Source organism: Microbacterium sp. SD291, assembly GCF_017355365.1.
GTDB lineage: Bacteria > Actinomycetota > Actinomycetes > Actinomycetales > Microbacteriaceae > Microbacterium.
The window spans coordinates 50,249-72,651 of the sequence record NZ_JADIJR010000008.1 but is presented as its reverse complement, the minus strand read 5'-3'; the positions used below and the strand labels follow the sequence as shown (position 1 = coordinate 72,651).

24 protein-coding genes are annotated in these 22,403 nt (G+C 71.0%); 10 read left to right on the top strand and 14 right to left on the bottom strand.

Going from position 1 to position 22,403, the window contains the following annotated elements; all coding sequences use genetic code 11:
- Positions 1 to 87 precede the first annotated feature (87 nt).
- The gene (locus IPV10_RS06555) at positions 88 to 1,308 is read left to right on the top strand and encodes an ROK family protein (RefSeq protein ID WP_207481767.1); all 1,221 of its coding nucleotides are present in this window, start codon (positions 88 to 90) and stop codon (positions 1,306 to 1,308) included.
- Positions 1,309 to 1,341: 33 nt separating this feature from the next.
- Here IPV10_RS06555 and IPV10_RS06550 read toward each other — a convergent pair whose 3' ends face one another.
- From IPV10_RS06550 to IPV10_RS06535, 4 genes are all read right to left on the bottom strand, one after another.
- Positions 1,342 to 2,727 carry a dihydrolipoamide acetyltransferase family protein gene (locus IPV10_RS06550; RefSeq protein WP_207481765.1) on the bottom strand — a complete coding sequence of 462 codons (1,386 nt, stop codon included), beginning with the start codon at positions 2,725 to 2,727 and terminating at the stop codon, positions 1,342 to 1,344.
- A 124-nt stretch (positions 2,728 to 2,851) separates the two neighbouring features.
- A complete protein-coding gene (locus IPV10_RS06545) occupies positions 2,852 to 3,832 on the bottom strand; it encodes an alpha-ketoacid dehydrogenase subunit beta (protein ID WP_207481763.1) in 981 nt (326 codons plus the stop codon).
- Between the two features lies 1 nt (position 3,833).
- Complete coding sequence (locus IPV10_RS06540; RefSeq protein WP_207481761.1) at positions 3,834 to 4,958, bottom strand: thiamine pyrophosphate-dependent dehydrogenase E1 component subunit alpha; 1,125 nt, start codon at positions 4,956 to 4,958, stop codon at positions 3,834 to 3,836.
- Positions 4,959 to 5,044: 86 nt separating this feature from the next.
- Positions 5,045 to 6,112, bottom strand: coding sequence for a histidinol-phosphate transaminase (locus IPV10_RS06535; protein WP_207481759.1), 1,068 nt, complete (start codon positions 6,110 to 6,112; stop codon positions 5,045 to 5,047).
- 94 nt (positions 6,113 to 6,206) lie between these two features.
- Between IPV10_RS06535 and IPV10_RS06530 the strand changes: the two genes are divergently transcribed.
- Complete coding sequence (locus IPV10_RS06530; protein ID WP_207481757.1) at positions 6,207 to 6,611, top strand: phage holin family protein; 405 nt, start codon at positions 6,207 to 6,209, stop codon at positions 6,609 to 6,611.
- A 7-nt stretch (positions 6,612 to 6,618) separates the two neighbouring features.
- Here IPV10_RS06530 and IPV10_RS06525 read toward each other — a convergent pair whose 3' ends face one another.
- Both IPV10_RS06525 and IPV10_RS06520 read right to left on the bottom strand, forming a co-directional pair.
- Positions 6,619 to 7,962, bottom strand: coding sequence for a hypothetical protein (locus IPV10_RS06525; protein ID WP_207481755.1), 1,344 nt, complete (start codon positions 7,960 to 7,962; stop codon positions 6,619 to 6,621).
- Entirely contained in the window at positions 7,959 to 8,222 is a 264-nt protein-coding gene (locus tag IPV10_RS06520; protein WP_207481753.1) for a hypothetical protein, read from the bottom strand. Before IPV10_RS06520 ends, IPV10_RS06525 begins: the two co-directional genes overlap by 4 nt.
- 203 nt (positions 8,223 to 8,425) lie before the next feature.
- Between IPV10_RS06520 and IPV10_RS06515 the strand changes: the two genes are divergently transcribed.
- Together IPV10_RS06515 and purB are read left to right on the top strand one after the other, a co-directional pair.
- The gene (locus IPV10_RS06515) at positions 8,426 to 8,875 is read left to right on the top strand and encodes a low molecular weight protein-tyrosine-phosphatase (protein WP_242684718.1); all 450 of its coding nucleotides are present in this window, start codon (positions 8,426 to 8,428) and stop codon (positions 8,873 to 8,875) included.
- Positions 8,872 to 10,281: an adenylosuccinate lyase gene (purB, locus tag IPV10_RS06510; RefSeq protein ID WP_374192220.1), complete on the top strand. Its 1,410-nt coding sequence runs from the start codon at positions 8,872 to 8,874 to the stop codon at positions 10,279 to 10,281. Before IPV10_RS06515 ends, purB begins: the two co-directional genes overlap by 4 nt.
- A gap of 113 nt (positions 10,282 to 10,394) precedes the next feature.
- Here purB and IPV10_RS06505 read toward each other — a convergent pair whose 3' ends face one another.
- From IPV10_RS06505 to IPV10_RS06495, 3 genes are all read right to left on the bottom strand, one after another.
- Entirely contained in the window at positions 10,395 to 10,799 is a 405-nt protein-coding gene (locus IPV10_RS06505; protein WP_374192219.1) for an MFS transporter, read from the bottom strand.
- Between the two features lie 148 nt (positions 10,800 to 10,947).
- Entirely contained in the window at positions 10,948 to 11,316 is a 369-nt protein-coding gene (locus IPV10_RS06500) for a hypothetical protein (RefSeq protein ID WP_207481749.1), read from the bottom strand.
- Positions 11,313 to 11,978: an acyl-CoA synthetase gene (locus IPV10_RS06495; RefSeq protein WP_207481747.1), complete on the bottom strand. Its 666-nt coding sequence runs from the start codon at positions 11,976 to 11,978 to the stop codon at positions 11,313 to 11,315. The genes IPV10_RS06500 and IPV10_RS06495 overlap by 4 nt, the downstream gene beginning before the upstream one ends.
- A 298-nt stretch (positions 11,979 to 12,276) precedes the next feature.
- Between IPV10_RS06495 and IPV10_RS06490 the strand changes: the two genes are divergently transcribed.
- Positions 12,277 to 13,197 carry a hypothetical protein gene (locus IPV10_RS06490; RefSeq protein WP_207481745.1) on the top strand — a complete coding sequence of 307 codons (921 nt, stop codon included), beginning with the start codon at positions 12,277 to 12,279 and terminating at the stop codon, positions 13,195 to 13,197.
- Positions 13,198 to 13,201: 4 nt separating this feature from the next.
- On the opposite strand, the gene IPV10_RS06485 is transcribed toward IPV10_RS06490, so the two are convergent.
- Positions 13,202 to 14,038, bottom strand: coding sequence for a sulfurtransferase (locus IPV10_RS06485; RefSeq protein WP_207481743.1), 837 nt, complete (start codon positions 14,036 to 14,038; stop codon positions 13,202 to 13,204).
- A 189-nt stretch (positions 14,039 to 14,227) separates the two neighbouring features.
- Here IPV10_RS06485 and IPV10_RS06480 point away from each other — a divergent pair, with 189 nt between their 5' ends.
- The 5 genes from IPV10_RS06480 (at position 14,228) to IPV10_RS06460 (ending at position 17,915) form a co-directional block, all read left to right on the top strand.
- Positions 14,228 to 15,136 (top strand): DMT family transporter, encoded by a 909-nt coding sequence (locus IPV10_RS06480; protein WP_242684706.1) that lies wholly within the window; start codon positions 14,228 to 14,230, stop codon positions 15,134 to 15,136.
- 29 nt (positions 15,137 to 15,165) lie between these two features.
- The gene (gene ribA / locus IPV10_RS06475; protein WP_207481741.1) at positions 15,166 to 15,825 is read left to right on the top strand and encodes a GTP cyclohydrolase II; all 660 of its coding nucleotides are present in this window, start codon (positions 15,166 to 15,168) and stop codon (positions 15,823 to 15,825) included.
- 41 nt (positions 15,826 to 15,866) lie between these two features.
- Entirely contained in the window at positions 15,867 to 16,295 is a 429-nt protein-coding gene (locus tag IPV10_RS06470; protein WP_242684705.1) for a MarR family winged helix-turn-helix transcriptional regulator, read from the top strand.
- A gap of 85 nt (positions 16,296 to 16,380) precedes the next feature.
- Positions 16,381 to 17,283, top strand: a complete 903-nt coding sequence (locus IPV10_RS06465; protein WP_207481727.1) for a helix-turn-helix domain-containing protein — start codon at positions 16,381 to 16,383, stop codon at positions 17,281 to 17,283.
- 266 nt (positions 17,284 to 17,549) lie between these two features.
- Complete coding sequence (locus IPV10_RS06460; protein WP_207481725.1) at positions 17,550 to 17,915, top strand: helix-turn-helix domain-containing protein; 366 nt, start codon at positions 17,550 to 17,552, stop codon at positions 17,913 to 17,915.
- 43 nt (positions 17,916 to 17,958) lie between these two features.
- Here the strand turns inward: IPV10_RS06460 and IPV10_RS06455 are convergent, their stop codons facing one another.
- The 4 genes from IPV10_RS06455 to IPV10_RS06440 all read right to left on the bottom strand — a co-directional run bounded on the left by IPV10_RS06455 (position 17,959) and on the right by IPV10_RS06440 (position 22,373).
- On the bottom strand, positions 17,959 to 18,552 hold the full coding sequence (locus IPV10_RS06455) for a ClpP family protease (RefSeq protein ID WP_207481723.1): 594 nt from the start codon (positions 18,550 to 18,552) through the stop codon (positions 17,959 to 17,961).
- Entirely contained in the window at positions 18,549 to 19,163 is a 615-nt protein-coding gene (locus tag IPV10_RS06450; protein WP_207481721.1) for a ClpP family protease, read from the bottom strand. The genes IPV10_RS06455 and IPV10_RS06450 overlap by 4 nt, the downstream gene beginning before the upstream one ends.
- A 135-nt stretch (positions 19,164 to 19,298) precedes the next feature.
- Positions 19,299 to 20,981 carry a hypothetical protein gene (locus tag IPV10_RS06445; RefSeq protein ID WP_207481719.1) on the bottom strand — a complete coding sequence of 561 codons (1,683 nt, stop codon included), beginning with the start codon at positions 20,979 to 20,981 and terminating at the stop codon, positions 19,299 to 19,301.
- A gap of 162 nt (positions 20,982 to 21,143) precedes the next feature.
- Positions 21,144 to 22,373: a PLP-dependent aspartate aminotransferase family protein gene (locus tag IPV10_RS06440; protein WP_207481717.1), complete on the bottom strand. Its 1,230-nt coding sequence runs from the start codon at positions 22,371 to 22,373 to the stop codon at positions 21,144 to 21,146.
- Positions 22,374 to 22,403 lie beyond the last annotated feature (30 nt).

Here is a 22,403-nt window from a genome sequence, read left to right as displayed (position 1 = left end):
TTTATACATCCATTGATTAAATCTAGTGAGCGAATCTAGTTCGCTGGACGGTACTCTCTCATTGGAGGGAAGGGCAGGTCAAGAGCTGTGACAGAAGTCTCTGCAGATCTCGGCACCGGGCGCGCGAGCGTCGGCGCCGTTCTCGACTTCGCCTGGACGGCCGGCGAGTTCACCGCCACGGAGGTCATGACCGGCACCTCGGTGACCCGCTCGACCGCGATCGACGCGGTTGACACCCTGGTCAGCGCCGAGATCCTGAAGGAGCTGCCGAACGCCCGCGCGGCAGGCAGCTACCGCTCCGGCCGGCCGGCTCGCCGCTTCGTGCTCTCCCCCGACATCGGCATCGTGATCGGCGTCGACGCCGGCGACACGCATCTCGCGGTCACCGTCGCCGACCCGCTCGAGTTCACGCTCGTGCACCACCGCACCGCCCTCGACCCCGCCCAGTCTGCGGCCGAGCGGCGCGCCACGATCCTCGAGCAGCTGCGCCGGGCTGTCGAGGAGGCCGGTCGCGGACGCGAAGACATCCTCGCGATCTGCGTCGGCGTCGCCGCCCCGGTGAATCGCGACGGGATCTCGCCGCCGCATGTCGACGGGTTCTGGGAGCGCACCAACCCGGGGCTCGCCGAGGCGCTGCGCGACTGGGCCCCGGTGGTCGAGATCAAGAACGACGCCCAGCTCGCCGCGATCGCTGAGGGATCCCAGGGCGCGGCCATCGGATGCCGCGACTACGTCGCCCTGCTCGCCAGCGAGCGTTTCGGCGGCGGGGTCGTGGTCGACGGGCACGTGCTGCACGGCGCGCACGGCGGCGTCGGCGAGGGCGTCGTGTTCGATCACATCGTCGGCGTCGGCTCGGCGTTCGGGCTGCGCTACGCCCTGCAGGATCAGGTGCGCGCCGCGGTGGAGCGCGGCGAGATCAGCCGCGACGGGCGCGTCGGCCGGCTCGTGAGCGCCCGCCGCATCGACCCGCGCACGGTGCTCACACTCGCAGCCGACGGCGACGCGGATGCCGTGCTGGTCACCTCACGCGTCGGCGAGACGCTCGCCCGCGTGGTCGGCGTGCTCGGCAGCATGTACGACCCCGAGCGCGTGATCGTATGCGGCGCCGTCGCCGAGAGCATCGAACCGGTGATCGCCGCCGCGCGCCGCATCCTTCCGGAGCAGCTGCACCTCCCCGCCCCGAAGCTGCTCGCCTCGACGCTGGGCGCCGAGGTGGTGTCCCTCGGCGCTGTGGCGCTCGCGCGCCGCGCGGCGCGCGAGCGCGCCGTGCCGCTGCTGGCGGAGCGGCGGCTCAGCGCGCGGGGGTAGTGCGCGGCATCCGACGGCCGCGGCCCGCTGTGGTCAGTCGACGAGCAGTGCGGGCTCCTCGAGCACTGACGCCACGTCGGCGATGAAGCGGCTCATGCCGTCGCCGTCGATCACGCGGTGGTCGAAGGAGCCGGCGACCGTGGTCACCCAGCGCGGGCGCACCTCGCCGTCGACGACCCACGGCTTCTGGCTGATCGTGCCCATCGCCACGATCCCGGCCTCGCCGGGGTTGATGATCGGGGTGCCGGCATCCATCCCGAACACTCCGATGTTCGTGATGGTGATCGTGCCGCCCTGCTGGTCGGCGGGGCTGGTCTTGCCCTCGCGCGCGGTGAGCGTGAGCCTGTTCAGGGCGCGGGCGAGGTCCTTCATGCCGAGGTCCTGCGCGTCCTTGATGTTCGGGACCAGCAGTCCGCGCGGCGTGGCCGCGGCGATGCCGAGGTTCACGTAGTGGCGCACGGAGATCTCGGCGCCGTTCTCGGTCTCGATCCACGCGGCGTTCACCATCGGCGTGCGGCGGGCGGCCCAGATCACGGCGCGGGCCATGATCAGCAGCGGTGAGACGCGGATGTCGGCGTAGTCGGGCGAGGCCTTGAGTCGCTTGACGAGCTCCATCGTGCGGCTGGCGTCGATCTCCTTCCACACCGTGACGTGCGGGGCCGAGTACGCGCTCTGCACCATCGCCGACGAGGTCGCCTTGCGCACGCCCTTGACCGGGATGGACTCGGTGCGGCCTCCGCCAGTGGGTCCCTGAGCCTGAAGGGCGGATGCGGGAGTCGCGGATGCCGGTGCCGGAGCCAGGCCGCGCGCGACGCCGACCGGGCCGGTGTGCGGCGCGGGGACGGTCTCCTCGCGGACGTCGCCCCACTCCGGAGTCTGGATGTTGCGGAAAACACTGGCCTGCGAGGCGTGCGTCATCACGTCGTCGCGGGTCACCTCGCCGTCGGCGCCGGTCGGAGTGACCGTGGTCAGATCGACGCCGAGGTCGCGGGCGAGCTTGCGGATCGGGGGCTTCGCGATCACGCCCACCGAGGAGCGCACCTGACGCTCGGCGGGGCGCTTGCGGCGCGAGGTCGCACCCCCGCCGGTGCCGTAGCCGACCAGCACCGAGCCGCCGCCCTCCTCCGGGGCCGGCGCCTCGGCGGTGACGACCTTGCCGGGGCCGGCGTCGTCTCGAGCATCCGTCACGAAGGTGATGATCGGCGAGCCGACCTCGACCGTCGCGCCCTCAGCCGCCAGCAGCTCGCCGACCACGCCGGCGTGCGGCGAGGGCAGCTCGACGAGGGACTTCGCCGTCTCGATCTCGCAGATCACGTCGTTGATCGCGACCGTGTCGCCTGGCGCGACCTTCCACGCCACGATCTCGGCCTCGGTGAGACCCTCGCCGACGTCCGGGAGGTTGAAGTTCTGCGTGCTCATTGCGAGTCCTTTCGGCTGGCGCCGTGTCCATAACTCCGGAGATCATTGGCCCTGCCTCTACTCTGGCGCAGGTTCGAACTGCTTTCGCCGCGATTCTCCGGAGTTGTGGAGCCCAAGCGGGGCATCAGTAGGCCAGGGAACGGTCGACGGCCTCGAGGATGCGGTCGGCATCCGGGAGATACGCGCCCTCGAGCTTCGCGGGCGGGAACGGGGTGTCGTAGGAGGAGACGCGCAGCACCGGCGCCTCCAGGGCGTAGAACGCGCGCTCCATGACGGTCGCGGCGACCTCGCTGCCGATGCTCGTGAAGCCCTGGGCCTCCTGCGCGTAGACCATCCGGCCGGTCTTGCGCACCGAGTCGAGGATCGGCGCGTAGTCGATCGGCGAAAGCGAGCGCACGTCGACGACCTCGCAGCTGGTGCCCTCGGCCTCGGCGAGCGCAGCCGCCTGGAGCAGGGTCGTCACCATCGCACCGTGCCCAACGAGGGTGACGTCGCTGCCGGTGCGCACGACGCGAGAGGCGTGCAGCGCGACCGCGGAGGACTCGACGTCGACCTCGCCCTTCTGCCAGTAACGACTCTTCGGCTCCATGAAGATCACCGGGTCGTTCGAGCGGATCGACTCCTGGATCATCCAGTAGGCGTCGTTCGGCGTCGACGGCGACACCACGCGCAGGCCGGGGGTGTGCGCGAAGTACGCCTCCGGGCTCTCCTGGTGGTGCTCAACCGCGCCGATGTGCCCGCCGTACGGGATGCGGATCACGATCGGCAGCGAGAGCTTTCCCTCGTGCCTGTTGGTGAGCTTCGCGAGCTGCGTGGTGATCTGGTCGAACGCGGGGAACACGAAGCCGTCGAACTGGATCTCGATCACGGGACGGAAGCCGGCCATCGCGAGTCCGATCGCCGTGCCGACGATGCCGGACTCGGCGAGCGGGGTGTCGAGCACACGCTGCTCGCCGAAGTCGCGCTGCAGGTGCTCGGTGACGCGGAAGACGCCGCCGAGCTTGCCGATGTCCTCGCCCATGAGCAGGACCCTGTCGTCGTCCTCCATGGCCTTGCGCAGGCCCGCGTTGAGCGCCTTGCTGAACGGGATCGTCTCGAGAGCCATCTCAGTTGCCTCCTTCGAACGACGCTTCGTACTGCGCGCGCCATGCCTTCTGCTCGGCGATCAGCGGATGCGGCTCGCTGTAGACGTGGTCGAAGATCCTGTCCGCCGGAGGCGGCCCGAGCTCGACCGACCGGGAACGGAGATCCTCCGCGGCATCCGCCGCCTCCGCCTCGACATCCGCGAAGAACTGCCCGGCGGCGCCCCGGTTCTCCAGGAACGCGCGCATGCGGATGATCGGGTCCCGCTCGGCCCAGGACTGCTCCTCGTCGCTGCCGCGGTACTTCGTCGGGTCGTCGCTGGTGGTGTGCGCCCCGAGCCGGTAGGTCACGGCCTCGATCGCGCGCGGGCCCTTGCCGCTGCGCGCCTCGTCGAGGGCGACGCGGGAGACCGCGTAGCTGGCGAGCACGTCGTTGCCGTCGACGCGAACGCTGGGGATGCCGTAGCCGGCGCTGCGCTCGACGAGCGGCACCCGCGACTGGGTCGACACCGGGACGGAGATCGCCCAGTGGTTGTTCTGCAGGAAGAACACGGTCGGCGCCTGGTAGCTCGCCGCGAACACCATGCTCTCGTGCACGTCGCCCTGGCTGGACGCCCCGTCGCCGTAGTAGACGATGACGGCTTGATCGACACCGGGATCACCGGTCCCGCTCCTGCCGTCGAAGTTGAGACCCATCGCGTAGCCCGTGGCGTGCAGCACCTGCGAGCCGAGCACCAGCGTGTACAGGCGGGTGTTGCCGTTCTTCGGATCCGTCGGGTCCCAGCCGCCGTGCGAGACGCCGCGCATGAGCTTGATGATGTCGACCGGGTCGACGCCGCGGATGCGCGTGACCGCGTGCTCGCGGTACGAGGGGAAGATCGTGTCCTGCGCACGGGCCGCACGGGCGGAGCCGACCTGTGCGGCCTCCTGACCGCGGCTCGGCGGCCAGAGCGCCAGCTGGCCCTGGCGCTGCAGGTTCGTGGCCTGGGTGTCGATGGCGCGGATGACCACCATGTCACGGTAGAACTGCTCGAGCTCGGCATCGCCGATCGCCTCGATCAGGGGCAGGTACTGCTCGGCGGCGTCCGACGGCGCGAACCGTCCGGTCGCGTCGAGGACGCGCACGAGGGGGGTCTCGGAGGTAGTCACGGCTCTTACGCTACCGGCGCCGGCATGCCCGGTCACGCATACCTAGGACGTCCGAGTATCTGCCGGGAACCCGGAGAATACGCTGATCAGAGGGCTGCGGCCGCGACTTCGAGCACCCGGGCGACGGACGCCTCCTCGCCGACCGAGATGCGGATGCCGTCACCCGAGAAGGGCCGCACGACGAGATCGTTCCGCACGAACGCCGCGGCGATGTCATCCGTCCGCTCGCCCGTCGGCAGCCACACGAAGTTGCCCTGCGCATCCGGCACGTCCCACCCCTGCGCCCGCAGGCGCTCGACCAGACGGGTGCGGCGCTCGACGATCTGGGCGACGCGCTGGAGCAGTTCCGACTCCGCGTCGAGGCTCGCGATCGCGGCATTCTCGGCGGCGGACGTGACGGACAGCGGGATGCCGGTGGAGCGGGCGGCGTCCAGCACCTTCTCGTTGCCGATCGCGTAGCCGATGCGCAGCCCCGCGAGCCCGTAGGCCTTGGAGAAGGTGCGCAGCACGACGACGTTCGGATGCCGCTCGAAGACGCGCTCCTTCAGCCCGTCCACCGCGTCAGAAGCGGTGACGAACTCGGCGTAGGCCTCGTCGAGGACGATCAGGACGTCGGCGGGGACCCGCGCGACGAAGTTCGCGAACTCGTCGCCGGTGATGGTCGGGCCCGTCGGGTTGTTGGGCGTGCACAGCAGGATCGCGCGGGTGCGATCGGTGACGGCATCCGCCATCGCGTCGAGGTCGTGGCGGAAGCCGTCCGTCAGCGGGACCTGCACTCCGGTGGCGCCGGCGACCAGCGGAAGGCTGGGGTACGCCTCGAAGGAGCGCCAGGCGTAGATCACCTCGTCGCCGGGGCCCGAGGTCGCGAGGATCAGCTGATGCAGGATCGAGACGCTGCCGGCCGCGACGTGCACCTGGTTCGGGTCGACGGCGAACCGGGCGGCGAGCCGTTCGCGCAGGCGCCCTGCGGTGGCGTCGGGGTAGCGGTTGATCGGCGTCGTGTGCTGCAGCGCGTCGAGCACCGAGGGCAGCGGCTCGAACGGGTTCTCGTTGCTGGACAGCTTGAACGCCTCAGGACCCGCCTGCTTTCCCTGGCGGTACGGCGCGAGGGCGGCGATGGCGGGGCGGATGCGCGGCAGGATCGGGTCGGTCACGCTCCCAGTGTAGAAGTGGGCACGCCCGTCGACACCCGCTGACCTCCGGCATCCGCTCTTCGACAAACTCGGGAGCCGGTGCGAGACTCGGACCATGCGATTCATCATCCGTGTCGTCGTGAACGCCTTCGCCCTGTGGGTGGTGACGCTGATCCCCGTCCTGCAGGTGGTGATCACCCCGTTCCCGCCCGGCGGGACGCTGCAGCTCGTGCTGACCCTGCTCGCGGTGGCCGCGATCTTCGCGCTCGTGAACACGATCATCGGCACGGTCGTGAAGATCGTCGCGTTCCCGCTGTACATCCTCACCTTCGGCCTGATCGGCTTCGTGATCAACGGCTTCCTGCTCTGGCTGACCGCGTGGATCACCAGCGGCTTCGGCTGGGGTCTCACGGTGGGCCACTTCTGGTGGGGCGTGCTCGCCGCTCTGCTCATCTCGGTGATCAACGGCGTCTTCGGCTTCATCCTGCGCCCGCAGAGCAAGAAGTCCCGCCGCGACTGACTGACGCTCACCGCTCCAGCTGGTGCGGGAGGTCGAGTCGGGCGGCGGAGGACACCACGTCCGTCCGCACGGCCAGGTAGTCCGTCGACTCGATCCGCTCCGCCTGCGCGAGCCCGGTCCAGAACTCGTCCATCGCCTCGACGCGCGGGTCTCCGGAGGCGTCGACCTGCTCCGCCATCTCGACGTATGACTCGGTGAGATGCGGCGACACCGGATCCTTGAGCTGCTCGCCGATGCCGTCCCATGGCAGCGGCGGAGCATCCACCGCGGTGACGCTGATGCTCTCGGGGGAGCCGGTGCCGCCGGGAGATCCGCCCCCGGCCAGCGCACGGACGAAGTCGTCGGTGTGGCCCAACTGCACCAGCGTCTGATCCTCGTCGAGCGTGGGTTCGACCGGGCTTCCCGCGGTGATCTGCATCTTCACGTCGTACTCGCTCTCCATCGCCAGGTGCGCGGCGATCATGCCGGACTGCGAGTGCGCGACGACGTTCACCTCGTCACCCGGCTTCACTCCGGCAGCGGCGAGCGCGTCGAGGGTCGCCTGATACGACGCCGAGGTCTGCCCGGTGTAGAGCTCGGCATTGGACTTCATGTCCCAGGGCTCGGTGCCGCCGAACCCTGGACTCTGCGTACCCTTGAGATAGGCGACGTACTTCGGAGGGCCGCCGGCGAAGGTGTACTTCTCGATCCTGATCTGCGCATCCGGCGCCTTCGCGAAACCCCGGAGCGCATCCGCGAAGCCCGCCGGCGGCGCCTTCGGAGTCGAGGTCGCGACCGCGGTCACCTTCACCGCGTCCGCGGTGCCCGACAGCGTCCTCCCTGGCAGGACCTTCCCGAGGCCGGCGCGCGCACCGAGCAATGCGGCGGTCGAGAACAGGGGCGCCATGAGGCCGCCCCAGCTCGACTGCTCGCCGAGTCCCTCGAACCGATCCCGCTCCCACCCCGCGATGAGGCTCGCCGCCATCGGCAGGATGCGCTCATCGGATGCCGCGAGCTGCTCCATCCGCTGATGGAGGCTCTCCGCGTACGCGGCATCCCTGATCTCTCCCGCCTCCGCCGCGGCCTGCAGCTCGACGTACTCGTACACGTCGGCCATGAGCAGCGTGCCGGTGACGGCCTCCGCGCATTCGGCGCGCAGCGCCCGCACGCTCGCGGCACCCGCGTGGAGCGCGCCGGTGCCGACCTGGGCTGCGACCTCCGGAGCATCCGCGAGCATGGCGCACGCCCGCACCACGGCCCCCTGCGCGTCTTCGTAGAGCGCGGTCAGCGCGCCCATCCTGCCGGCCGCCGACCTCAGGTCGTCCGGGTCGACCGAGATCGCGCCGCCGTGATCGATCTCGATGCCGCTCACAGCCCGCCGAGCCTTCCCAGCTCGGCCCAGCGGAGGTACAGGTCTCCTGCCACCCCGTCGGTCCGGCTGCGGAACTCGGCGAGCTTCGCGTGCAGGGCCCGCACGCCCTGGGACTGCCACTCGGTGTCGGCGACCAGCGAGGCGAGCAGGCCGGCCGCGTCGTCGAGGGCGTCGAGCGCGTCCGACAGCGCGCGGCGCGCAGCGAGCGCCTGCCACGTCTGGTCCGAGATCCCGCCCGCGGCGGGTGCGAAGGAGTACATGCCGTCAGCATCCGCGATCCGCGCCGAAGCCGTGTCCGGCGGGTGCGCGAACGGCCGGAGACCAGGGAGTCCCGCCGGAATCGCGCATCCGTGCAGAACCGCTCGTCGCGAGATGCGCCGCGGACCGGCACAATGGAACAGTGACGTCCCCGGATCCCTTCCGCGTGATCTTCGTCTGCACGGGGAACATCTGCCGCTCTCCCATGGCGGAGGTCGTCTTCCGCGATCTCGCGGAGCGGCAGGGCCTCGCCTCGCGGATCGTGTCGCGCAGCGCCGGCACCGGCGACTGGCACCTCGGCGAGCGCGCCGACGAGCGCACGATCGAGTCGCTCGCACGCCACGGCTACGACGGGTCCCATCACCGGGCACGGCAGTTCACCGCCGCCTCCTACGCCGACAACGACCTGATCGTCGCGCTCGACCGCACGCACGAGCGGATCCTCCGGGAATGGGCGCACGACGAGGACGAGGAGGGCAAGGTCACGCTGCTCCTCGCCTTCGATCCGGAGGCGTCCACGCAGGACGTGCCCGACCCCTACTACGCCGGCGCGGAGATGTTCGATTCCGTGCTCGGTATGATTGAGGCGGCGACCCGCGGCCTGTACAGCCAGCTCGAACCCGCCCTGCGTCTCCCCCGCATTCCCCGCATCTGACGGGCCCGATCAGGAGGACTCCCCTGACTTTCCAGCCTTCGCTTCCGCCCCAGCCCCTGAGCCCCCTCGACGGCCGCTACCGCGGCGCCGTCACCGGACTCGCCGACTTCCTCTCCGAGGCGGGCCTGAACCGCGCCAGGGTCGAGGTCGAGGTGGAGTGGCTGATCGCGCTCACCGACCGTTCGCTGTTCGAGACGGCTCCGCTGTCGGATGCCGACAAAGAGCGCCTGCGCGCCCTGTACCGCGACTTCGGCCAGGCCGAGATCGACTGGCTCGCCGAGAAGGAAGCCGTCACCCAGCACGACGTCAAGGCCATCGAGTACCTGGTGCGCGACCGCCTCTCGACGCTCGGCCTCGACTCGATCGCCGAGCTCACCCACTTCGCGTGCACCAGCGAGGACATCAACTCCGCCTCGTACGCGCTCACCGTGAAGCGGGCGGTCGAGGACGTCTGGCTCCCGGCCCTCGACACCGTCATCGCGAAGCTCCGCGAGCTGGCCGTCGAGCACGCCGACGCCGCGATGCTCTCCCGCACGCACGGGCAGCCCGCGACGCCGTCGACCATGGGCAAGGAGCTCGCGGTCTTCGCGTGGCGCCTGGAGCGCGTGCGCGGCCAGATCGCGGCATCCGACTACCTGGCGAAGTTCTCCGGCGCGACCGGCACCTGGTCGGCGCACCTCTCGGCCGACCCGTCCGTCGACTGGCCCGAGGTCGCCCGCGAGTACATCGAGGGCCTCGGCCTCGGCTTCAACCTCCTCACCACCCAGATCGAGTCGCACGACTGGCAGGTCGAGCTCTACGACCGCGTGCGTCACGCCGGCGGCATCCTGCACAACCTCGCCACCGACATCTGGACCTACATCTCGCTCGGCTACTTCGCGCAGATCCCGGTCGCCGGCGCCACCGGCTCGTCGACCATGCCGCACAAGATCAACCCGATCCGCTTCGAGAACGCCGAGGCGAACCTCGAGATCGCCGGCGCCCTCCTGAACTCGCTCTCGCAGACGCTCGTGACGTCGCGCATGCAGCGCGACCTCACCGACTCGACCACGCAGCGCAACATCGGCGTCGCGTTCGGGCACTCGCTGCTCGCGATCGACAACCTGCGCCGCGGCCTCAATGCGATCTCGCTCTCGCGCGACGTGCTGCTCGCCGACCTCGACGTGAACTGGGAAGTCCTCGCCGAGGCGATCCAGACCGTCATCCGCGCCGAGGTCGTCGCCGGCCGCTCCACGATCAGCGACCCGTACGCGCTGCTCAAGGAGCTCACCCGCGGTCACCGCGTCGGCGCTGCCGATCTCGCGGAGTTCGTCGAGGGGCTCGAGATCGGGGATGCCGCGAAGCAGCGCCTGCTCGCGCTGACCCCCGCGACCTACACCGGCATCGCGGAGCGGCTCGCGCAGTAGCCACCATCACCGCAATCGACCCCGCGCCGGCGTCCGGCGCGGGGTCGATCCGTCTGCACAAGTCCGTGCGGGGTCAGAAACACACCGCACTCGCCTCGCCTCGCCGTGCGAGGTCACAAACGCACCGCTTCGGGCGGATTCGGATGCTCGATCGACCACCCACGCGTGCGGAGGCAGGTGCGGGGCCAGCGGAGCACCAGCCCGCGAGAACCCCCTGGGGCGACGGCTCCGGCGCCGAGCCCCTGGATGAGCCGGAACACGATGAGCGCCGGCATGCTCCAGGCGAAGCCGCACAGGATCGAGCCGAGCAGGAACAGCCCGATCCCGAGCAGGATGATCGGCTTGCGGCCGACTGTGTCGGCGAAGCGGGAGTAGATCGGCACGCTCACGCCCTGGGCCAGGAGGTAGATCGAGAACAGCCACGGGAACTGCTGATAGCTCCCGAGATCGCGCACGATGCTGGGCACCGCGGTGGCAAGGATCGTCGCATCGATGGCAATGAGCCCGGTGGCGAGCATGAGCGCGCCGAGTACCGGCCCGCGCTCGGAACGGAGTCAGGTGGAGGCGCGGTCGACGGAGGCAGTCACTTCAGGGACAAGCCGATCCGGGGAGCGACTATTCCGACGAGGGCACCGAGCGGATGCCGCACACGCCCTTCGAGCCGGATCAGGAGGACGCGCGCCCTGATGCCTCGGAACCCGCATCGCCCTCGACGTCAGCATCGCCGTCGTCTTCGGCGTCGAACAGCACGGGGCGATCGACGGTCTTGGTGACGTCGGCCGGGTCGATGACGAGCATCAGCATCGCGAGGATCAACAGCGTCACGATGAACGCGCCGCCGCCGACGACGAGCCCCAGCGCGAACGGCGTGAGTCCCTGGTAGGTGCCGTTCGCGATCGCCGTGTTCACGCGCAGGGTGAACGCGCCGGTCGAGACCAGGGTGACGATCATGGCGAACACACCGCAGGCCAGGGCGATGCCCAGCAGGTGCAGCGGTCGCAGGATGTCCCGCCGCGTCGGCTTCTGGTCGCTCATCGCTCTCCTCCGCGCTCCGCCGGGGTGGCGCTGTCATGGTCGGTCGTCTGTGCCGCGTCGTCCGCCGGCGTCACGGCATCCGCCCGCTTCGGGGTGAGACCCGCGATTCCGAGGAACACGGCGAGGATCGCGGCGTAGCCGCCGAGCATCCCGACGCCGAGGATGATGCCGGTCAGCACGAAGTCGCCGGCACCTTCGATCGCGTACGGCTGCGCGAATCCCGCGGGGATGACCAGGAGCAGGATGCCGAGGAGGATGCCGAAGCCGCCGACGGCGATCGCATCGCGCGCCGTCTGGTCGCCGGCGCGGCGGGCGCGCAGGCCCGCGATCAGCTCGGCGACCCCTGTGGTCAGGGCCCAGGCGGTGACCACGCCGAAGTACACGTCGTCGGTGCGCCACGCGGGGATGCCCGCGGCCATGCCGGCCACGAATCCGAGGGCGGCGAGCACGACGCACGGCCACCGCTGCCCCGCAGGAAGGACCAGCCACGCAGCGAGCACCAGCACGAGCGCCGTCGCCAGCACGAAGCCGCTGAAGACCGACAGCCCGACGGCGGCGGAGTGATCGGGCGAGAACGTGATCATCAGCGCGGCGGCGGCCGCGAACAGCGCGCGCAGCAGCTGGACTTGGCGCACGGTGAACGCGCGGGCAGGGGCAGACATGACGATCCAGAGTCCTCCGGGGTGTTCCTGCCAGTCTACGCGCGGGCGTGGAGCGGGAACGCCGTGCAGGCGGCCGTCAGGCCCGGCGGAGATCTCCCCAGATGATTCGCCGGGCCTCACGAGACACGCAGTTCGGGGGGTCTCACTGCGTAGGACTGCGTCGAATCAAGGTCGGTCGCCCTGCTTGCGTCGAGCCAGTCCGGTTCCCCACTCCCGTCTCTCGGTCCCCAGGAGAGCGGAGGTGTGGTCCTATGCTCACTGTAGAACCGGCATCTTCACATACCGGAGGGGGTCTGTGATGAGTTTCGAGATCGAGCCGCGCGGCACTCCGTCCGATCCGTTCGCGAGTGCGCTCCGCGACGCGATCAACGCCCGGGATGCGACGCTCTCCTGGCTGCACGACCAGCTCCGCGGCCGAGGCAACACGGTGTCGATGGCGACCCTCAGCTACTGGCGCTCCGGTGCGCGGCGACCGGAGGGCGCGCAGTCGATCGCGGCGCTCGCCGACATCGAGCGGCTGCTCGATCTGACTGACGGCACCCTGACGCGCCTGCTGAAGACCAGCAAGCGCACCGGGCCCCTCGGTCCTGTGCAGTTCCCGCTCGACGCCTCGGACCTCGAGCGCGCGGTCAAAGACGCCTTCACGGCTCTCGGGGCGCCGTATCCGACCATGTCCCGGGAGGTCACGACGCATTCGGTGTCGGACGTGGATGCCGACGGGAGCGTCGCGGTCACCTCCATCCGCAGCGTCGTGCAGGCGACCTCGGGCACCGTCACAGGCATCCCGTTCCTGGAGATGACGCCAGGAGTGCGCAGCCCTGCCCCGATCGTCACCGCAGTGTCGGGCGGCCGGATCTCTGCGCACTATTCGCATCCGAGCGGCGAGGTGCACGGCGGGCTCTTCGAGCTCGACGCCCCGCTCACCGCCCCCGACACCGCCATGGTCGAGTGGTCGGTCGCGTACCCGCCCGGCTATCCGCCGACGCTCGACACGGGCCACGCCCTGGCCCGGCAGTGCCGAGAGCTGCTGCTGTGGACGCGATTCCACCCCGGCGCGCTGCCGGACTGGATCGAGGAGCGTGTCGAGACGCCGGCGGGTCTCGTCGTCACGCCGCTGAGTCTCGGCGGACGCACGTCGATCCACCAGGCGCGCCGGGCCTTCGGCCCAGGCACACTCTCACTGCACTGGGGATTCGGCGCGAGGGATTCGCAGGGCTGAGCAGTCAGCCCGGCTGAGCGCCCGTCGCGACCGGCCGACCCGGCGTGTTCGACCACTGGCTCCACGAGCCGGGGAAGACCTTCGCGTCGATGCCGACCTCCACGGCGATCAGCGCCGTGTGCGCGGCCGTCACGCCCGAGCCGCAGTACGCGGCGACCGAGGCCCCTGGCGTCACGCCGGCTGCGGCGAACGTCGCCAGCACGGTGTCGCGATCGAGCATCCGCCCGTCCGCGTCGAAATGCAGCACGGTGGGGAGGCTCCTTGCACCGGGGATGTGGCCCGCCACCGGGTCGAGCGGCTCGGTCTCGCCGCGGTAGCGCTCGGGCGCGCGCACGTCGAGCAGGACGCCGGATGCCGGGAGCGCGGCCGCCTCGTCGATCGAGAGCGCGTCGGCGCCGATCTCGTCGAGCACCACGTCACCGGTTTCGGGCGCCACGTCATCCGTGGCGGTCTCGAGGCCGGCGGCCGCCCAGGCGCGGATGCCGCCGTCCAGCACCCGCACGTCGACGCCGGCCTGCCGCAGCAGCCACCAGGCGCGGGCGGCGGAGACGCCGTTCGCGTCGTCATAGGCGACGACGACGTCGCCCCGGTTCACGCCCCAGCGGCGCGCCGCCGCCTGCAGCGTCTCGGTGGACGGCAGCGGATGCCGTCCTTCTGAGGGCTCTCCGTGGGTCGACAGCTCTTCGTCGAGCGGCACGTACACGGCACCGGGGATGTGCCCTTCGCGGTATTCGTGGCGGCCGTCCGGCCGGTCGAGGCGCCAGCGCACGTCGATCACGCGCACCGGGGTGCCCTCAGCCAGCAGGTCGTTCAGCTCGTCGACAGTCACGAAGTTGCTCACCCTGCGAGGGTACCGAGTCGCGGCATCCGCCCCTCCCGGCATCCGCTCTGCTGCGCCTGTCAGGTCCGCGAGCCGACTGCCAGACGAGCCCGCGGATCTCACCTGACAGGTGTGCAGGACCCGCCGACGAAGGATGCCGGCACAACCCGGATAGGCTCGATGCGGCAGCGACGAGAAGAGAGGGCCGCGATGCCCACTCGATTCCGCTGGATGCGCCTCCGCCCGCAGGAGGCCGCCCTCATCGCCATCACGGCGGTCTGGGGCAGCACCTTCCTGCTCGTGCACTGGGCGATGGACCACTCCGGTCCGTGGTTCTTCGTCGGCATCCGGTTCCTGGTCGCCGGCGCCATCAGCGCCGTGATCTTCCGCCGCGCGTTCCGCGGCATGCGCTGGCGGGATGCCGGTGCCGGCATCGCGATCGGCGTGATGATCTACCTCGGCTACGGGCTGCAGACGGTCGGACTCCAGACGATCGACTCCAGCACGTCCGGCTTCATCACGGCCCTGTACGTGCCGCTGGTGCCGTTCGCGCAGTGGGCCGTGTTCCGCCGGCGCCCGCCCGCGATGGCGTTCGTCGGCGCCGGGCTCGCATTCGCGGGATTGATCCTGATCGCCGGCCCCGAGGCCCTCATCACGCTGTCGCTCGGGTCTGGCGAGATCGCCACGATGATCGCGACCCTGCCGATCGCCGCGGAGATCATCCTGATCAGCGTGTTCGCCACGAGAGGCATCGACCTCGGCCGCGTCACGATCGTGCAGCTGTTCACGGCCGGCGTGCTCGGCATCCTGACCATGCCGGTCGTCGGCGAGGGCGTTCCGGAGTTCTCCTGGGTGTGGGTCGGCGCCGCGGTCGGGCTCGGGGCGGCGAGCTGCATCATCCAGCTGACGATGAACTGGGCGCAGAAGTCGGTGTCCCCCACCCGTGCGACGATCATCTACTCGGCCGAGCCCGTGTGGGCGGGGATCGTCGGCCGCATCGCCGGGGAGCGGCTGCCCGTCACGGCGCTGATCGGCGGCGCGCTGGTGGTGCTCGGCATCCTCGCCAGCGAGCTGAGGCTGGTGAGGCGCCGGGAACGGGAACGACTCCGGCGGGAATAGACGGGCGCTCGTGCCGTGTTGCACCGGACATGATTGAAACTTCAACCGTCGTTCCGGTCGCCACCGAGCGGACTCGCGTGCGCGTGCCGATGCGCTTCGCCGACGGATTCGCCACCACGGCCGATGTGGTCACGTTCGACGGTCTCGTCGACGGCCGCGAACACCTCCTGCTCGGCGTCGGCGACTGGCGGTCGGCACTGGATCGACATGCCCTCGGAGGCGACGCCCCGCTGGTGCGCCCGCACAGCGAGTGCCTGACCGGCGACGTGTTCGGGTCGGAGCGCTGCGACTGCGGCCCGCAGCTGCGGGAGGCGATGGAGCGCATCTCCGCCGAGGGCGGCTTCCTGCTGTACCTGCGTCAGGAGGGCCGCGGCATCGGCCTCTACGCCAAGCTCGACGCGTATGCCCTGCAGGACTCGGGCCTCGACACCTACGAGGCGAATCTCGCCCTCGGGCACGGCGAGGACGAGCGCGACTACACCGTCGCCGCCCAGATGCTGCAGGCGGCGGGAGTCGGCGGCATCCGGCTGCTCAGCAACAACCCCGACAAGGCGGTGCAGCTCGACGCGCTCGGCATCCGCGTCACCGAGCGGGTTCCCACCGGCGTGCACCTCTCCGAGGCGAACACCCGCTACCTGGAGGCCAAGCGCGACCACACCTCGCACACGCTCGACCTGTCAGCCGCGTGATGTCGATGGAGCGGCCGGAACGGCGGCTCGAGGATGCCGAGATGCAGACGTGGCTGCCGACCATCCGGTTCGTGCAGCTGCTGCCGCAGGTGCTCGACCGCGCGCTGAAGTCCGAGGCGGGGATCAACCACGCGCACTACGCGATCCTGGTGATGCTCGCGGGGCAGGACGCCGACCCGATCCCGATGAGCGAGCTCGCCCGCATGGCGAGCCTCAGCCGCTCGCGTCTCAGCCACGCCCTCGACTCGCTCGAGGAACGCGGATGGGTGCGGCGCACCAGCTGCGGCAGCGACAAGCGCACCCTCACGGCACGGCTGACGGATGCCGGGCGCGAGGTGCTGCGCGCAGCGGCGCCAGTGCATGTGGCGCAGATCCGCGAGCTCGTGCTCGATCCCCTCAGCGCCGAGGAGCGCGCGCAGCTCGGCGCGATCCTGTCGACGCTGCTGCCGGGGGTGGAAGAGGCGCTCTGACCCGGTTCGCCGGCGAGCCGCGAGCTGCGGCCCAGGTACTGCCAGTGCCTGTCTCGGGACGGCCGCACGGCGTACGGTCGGAGGCATGGACAACCGCAGCGAGGCGCGCGAGTTCCTCTCCACGAGGCGCGACCGCATCACCCCCGATCGGGCAGGGCTCCCCGCTTACGGCGGAAACCGCCGCGTGCCGGGGCTCCGCCGCGAGGAGGTCGCGCTGCTCGCCGGCATCAGCGTCGACTACTACACCCGGCTCGAGCGCGGCGACCTGTCCGGTGCGTCCGACAGCGTGCTCGAAGCCCTGGCCCGCGCGCTGCAGCTGGATGAGGCCGAGACCGCGCACCTGTTCGACCTCGCGCGGGCGGCAGGCGCCTCCCGGGTGATCCGACGCCCGCGGAGGAAGGCGGGCGAGCTGCGGCCCAGCATCCTCCGTCTGCTCGATGCGATGACCGAGGTGCCCGCGGTCGTGCGCGACAGCCACTTCGACTACCTCGCCGGCAACGCGCTCGGTCGCGCGCTGTACGCGCCGGTGTTCGCGGATCCGGTGCCGAACAGCGCGCGCTTCGCGTTCCTCGACCCCGCGGCTCACGAGTTCTATCCCGATTGGGAGCGCGTGACCCAGGATCTCGTGGCGGCCATGCGCAGCGAGGCGGGGCGCAGCCCGCACGACCGGAAGCTCACCGACCTCGTCGGCGAGCTCTCCATGCGCAGCGACCGGTTCCGGATGCTGTGGGCCTCCCACAACGTGCGGTTCCACCGCACCGGCGTGAAGCGGATCGACCACCCCGTGGTGGGCGAGATCGAGCTGACCTACGAGGCGTTCGAGCTTCCCGCGGACCCGGGACTGCTGCTGTCGACGTACACCGTCGAACCGGCGACCGCCTCGGAGGAGAAGCTCAGGATGCTGGCGAGCTGGGCGGCGACGGATGCCGCGGCATCCGCTGCTGTGCTCGCCGCCCTGCGGGCCGAGGCCGACCGCACCGGGGCCTGAGCACGGATGCCCCGAATCCGGTCGCCCCGATCCGGGTGGCCTGAATCCGCGCGCTCGTGCTCGCGCTGCGCGCGAGGCCGCCCGCCACAACTCCGGAGAACTTCGACGGCTCCTCAGCCGCTCCCCCGGGGTTCCGCGGTTCTCCAGCGGACGCCGCCACAGGTTCGCGCGAATCTCCGGAGTTGTGGCGGCGCAGCCCGCGGCACCGGGTTCTGCTCAGAGCAGAACCGCTCGATCCGCATCCGAACTGCGGATTATCGTGAGGCATGGCCGACATCGTCCCGTTCCCCCGTGCACCCCGTCGCCCCTCCCCGCCTGCCCGTCGAGGCGATCCCGAGCCGCTCTGGCGTCAGCTGCTCGGCGATCAGCTGCGCCGGCGACGGCACGACCGCGACGAGACGCTGACCGAGACCGCCGAGAAGGCCGGCGTCTCGCCGCAGTACCTCTCCGAGGTCGAACGAGGGCTCAAGGAGCCGTCGAGCGAGATGATCGCCGCGATCGCCGGGGCCCTCGACACCTCGCTGATCGAGCTGACCAGCAGCGTGGCCGATGAGCTGCGGTCGACGGCGGTTCCGGCATCCGCCGCGGTGTCGGTGGCATCGTCCCGCGGCGCCTTCGCACTCGCCGCCTGAGCCGGGGCCGCTTCACTCTCTTCGGCCCCGATCAGCACGGCCCCTACGCGCCCCGCTCGCCCAGCACCGTGTCGATCAGCCCGTAGTCCAGAGCGGCGGATGCCGTGAACACCCGGTCGCGGTCGGTGTCGGCACGCAGCTCCGCGACGCTCCGTCCGCTGTGCCTGGCGAGGATCGCCTCCATGTCGTTGCGCACCCGCACGACCTCGTCGGCCGCGAGGATCAGGTCGGGGATCGCGCCCCGCGACTGCCCGGCCGGCTGGTGCAGCACGATCCGGGCGTGCGCGAGCGCGGCCCGCTGCCCTGGTGCACCGGCCGCCACGAGCAGCGCGGCAGGGCCGATCGCCTGACCGACGCACGTCGTCGCGATGCCCGGCCGGATGTGCTGCATGGTGTCGTAGATGGCCAGGGCCGCGCCGGGATCGCCGCCCTCGCTGTTGATGTAGAACTGCACCGCGCTGTCGGGGCTGTCGGCGTCGAGATGCAGCAGCTGCGCGATCAGCGCGTTCGCGACGCCCGCGTCGATGCCGGTCCCGAGGTAGATGACGCGCTCGGCGAGCAGGTGCGAGTACACGTCCATGACGCGCTCCCCGCGCGGATGCTGCGCGATCACGTTCGGGATCGTGTAGCTGCTCATGCGTCCATCCCCAGTCCGACGCGCGCCCGTCGGCGCGGCATGATCTCGCCGATCGAGCCGACGATCTCGTCGATGAAGCCGTAGTCCCGCGCCTGCGTCGCGGTGTACCAGCGGTCGTGCAGCGAGTCCTCGAAGATGCGGCCGATGGGCTGGCCGGTGTCGTGGGCGATCAGGCCGAGCACGGTGTCGCGCATGTGCCGCAGGTCGTCGGCCTGCGTCTCGATCTCGACAGCCGAGCCACCGATGCCCGAAGAGCCCTGGTGCATCAGGATGCGCGCATGCGGCAGCGCCCGCCGCTTGCCAGGGGTTCCCGCCGACAGCAGGAACTGCCCGGCGCTGCAGGCGAGACCCAGCGCCAGGGTGGACACGTCGTTCGGCACCAGCTGCATGAGGTCGCGGATGGCCAGCATCGACGGCACCGAGCCGCCCGGCGAGTGGATCCACAGGGCGATGTCGGCGATCGGGTCCTCAGCCGACAGCGTCAGCAGCTGCGTCATCAGCAGGGTGCCGTTGTCGTCGTCGAGGGCGCCGTCCAGCACCAGGATGCGGTCGTGGAAAAGCGCTCGGCGCGCCTCGGGGCCGAACTGCGGGATGGGGTTGTCTTCGCTCATGCCCCCAGCATCCGTCGCCACCGGCACCGCCGAGCCCGATTCTGCCCAAGGCGGCTCTGCCGTGAGCGGATGCCGGTGAGCGGCGTCCTCCCAGACCGGGGGCCGACACGCCTGGCGTGTCGGCCCTGCCGGGATCTACGCCGCCAGTGCGAGCGCGCGGCGGTGGCTGACGCGGTGACCGACCCAGAAGCCGATCGCGATGAGGCCGACCAGCGCGATGCCGAGCATCCACGGGAGCATCGACGGTGCCGCTCCGGCGGTCGCGGTCGCGAGCGTGCCCGAGCCATCGGCGATGAGGCCGTTGCCCTCGGCGAGGTCCGCGGCACCGGCTTCGAGCCGGTCACCGCCGGCCGCGAGCTGTCCCGTGCCGTCGGCGACGGTCGCCGCGCCCGCGGACAGCTCGCCGACTCCGGTGCTGAGGCTGCTCGCACCCGACTGGAGAGCGGCTGTTCCCGCGGCGAGTGCGGTCGCGCCCTCGTCCAGGCTCATCGCGCCCGATCCGAGCCGGACCGAGCCGTCGTGCAGCGAGGTCGCACCGGTGGACAGCGCCTGCAGGCCGCCGGTGAGAGTCGTCGCGCCCGCGGAGAGCTGGGCCGTGCCGTCCTTCAGGGGCTGGAGGCCGGCCGCGAGCTTCGAGGCCCCCGCGGAGAGCTGCGCCGTGCCGTCCTTGAGCGGCTGCAGTCCGGTGAAGAGCTTTCCTGCGCCCGCGGCGAGCGGCGTCGTGCCGTCCTTGAGCAGCTGCGCTCCTGCGACCAGCGCAGGGGCACCCGTGGCGGTGTCGACCAGTGCGACGGTGCCGGGCCAGCCCAGCGCGGCGTCCCCGTAGACGAGCGCGCCGGCGCCCGCGGCGACCTTCTTCGCGCCCTCACCGGCACGGATCGTGCCCTGGGCGAGCAGCGGCGCGGCGGCGGCGGCACCTGCGATGCCGTCGACCTGCGCGTCGACCCCGGCGGCCAGCTTCGCGAGCTCCTGGAGCTGCGCGTTCGCGGGATCTGCGGCGGCGAGCTGGGCAAGCGAGTCTGCGAGCTTCTGCGAGTTCGCGGGGACCGCTGCGGCCGCACCCGTGATCGCCGTGGCGGCCTGTTCGCTGGCCAGCCCCTGGAGCTGCGGGGTGATCGCGGCGGAGATCTCCGTGCTCAGCTGCTGGGCGCCGGCCTGCACGCTGCCCGCGATCTGATGGGCGCCGGCGACTCCGGCGGCGAGCCTGGTCGCACCGTCGAGCACCCGCTGCGCCCCGGCGTCCACTTTCAACGCGCCTTCCGACACCAGCTGCGCGCCGCCGAGCGCCGTCTGGGCACCCACGGCCGCCTTCTGCGCACCGGCGGCGAGCTCCTGAGCACCGCCGAGGGCAGTCTGCGCGCCGGCATCCGCCTTCGTCAGGTTCGATGCGAGCAGTTGCGCGCCCGACCATGCCGACTGCGCACCGGCGCTCAGCCGTCCCGCGCCGTCCGCGGCGTTCCATGCGCCGACGGAGAGACTGTCGGCACCCGATGCCAGGGCGGCGGCGCCGGCGGCGGCGCTCTGCGCACCGGCCGCGACCTTCTGGGAGCCCTCGTGCGCACTGCTGGCGCCGGCAGACAGGTCGTCGGTGCCGTCGGCGAGCTTGTCGGCGCCGCTCGAGAGCTCCTCCGCACCCGCGGCCAGTTCGGCCGAGCCGTCGCTCGCGGTCGTCGCGCCCTCTGCGAGCTCGCCGGCTCCGGCGGCGATCTTGCCGGTCGTGAGGAAGAACAGGACCACCATCGCGGCCAGCAGCACGCTGAGCACGATCACGGCGATGCGCATGCCGAGGCCGTGCGAGTGGGTATTTGCGCTCGTCATTGAGGGACTCCAGAGGGATCAGTGGCATCGTTGCCACCGGCGAGCGTATGGGCGCCGCCTTCGGGTCCCGCATGTTATGCACATCGAAACCAAGTCCCAGTCAAGTTGGGACTGAGTTTCTTGTGTCGAGTGCACAAAACGTGTTGACCGCGAGTCAACACATCATCCGACCGAGTGCAGCTCCTCTTCGAGAGCGGCGGCTCCGGCATCCGCCCCCTGCGGCACGGCCGCGAAGGCCTGCGCGAGGTCGGCGATCAGGTCATCCGCGTTCTCGAGCCCGATCGACAGGCGCAGCACATCCGCGCCAGGGCGAGCCTCAGCCGGAACGGGCCGGTGCGTGAGCGCGGCCGGATGCTGGATCAGCGAGTCGACACCGCCGAGGGATACGGCGTGCGTGAACAGCGAGGTGGCGTTCGTCACGGCGGATGCCGCGGCATAGCCGCCCTGCATCCGCATCGCGATCATCGCTCCGGTGCCGCGCATCTGCCGCTCGAGGATGCCGCGCGGGTCGCCGTCGAGACCAGGATAGAAGACCTCGGCCACCTCCGGGCGGTCGATGAGCCACTGCACTATGCGGCGGGCGGTCTCCTGCTGGGCGCGCATCCGCACCGGCAGCGTGGTCAGCCCGCGGTGCAGGAGGTAGGCGCCGAGCGGATGCAGCAGCCCGCCGGTGACCGCGCGCACCCGGCGCAGCGCCTCCGCGGTCTGCTCGCTGCACGCGACAACTCCCGCGATCACGTCGCCGTGGCCGCCGAGGTACTTCGTCGCGCTGTGCAGCGACATCGCCGCGCCCAGGTCGACGGGGTTCTGCAGCACCGGCGTCGCGAAGGTGTTGTCGACGATAACCGGCACGTCGCCCGCCTGCGCCACGACCGCGGCGATGTCTGCGATGTCGAGAGTGGGGTTCGCCGGCGTCTCGAGCACGATCAGCCCGGTGTCGGGGCGGATGCTCGCGGCGACCTCGTCGGAGTGGCAGTAGGTGGTCTCCACGCCGAGGAGTCCGGAGCCGAGCAGATGATCGGTGCCGCCGTACAGCGGGCGGACGGCGATGACGTGCGGCTTTCCCGCCGCGGGCCCGTGCGCGAGGATCACCGCGGTCATGGCAGCCATGCCCGAGGCGAACGCGACCGATGCCTCCGCGTGCTCGAGCTCGGCGAGCGCCTCCTCGAACCGGGCCACCGTCGGATTCCAGAGACGGGCGTAGACCATGCTGCCGTCGGCGGGAGGACGACCACCGGTGGCCATCGCCTCGTAGGAGTCGCCGCCGCGCTCGATGTCGGGCAGCGGGTTCATCGTGGAGAGGTCGATCGGCAGGGCGTGCACCCCGAGATCCTCGAGGTCGGAGCGGCCGGCGTGGACGGCGACGGTGTCGGGATGCAGCGGTGCAGTCATGCTTCCACGTTGCCGGAATCCCAATATGAT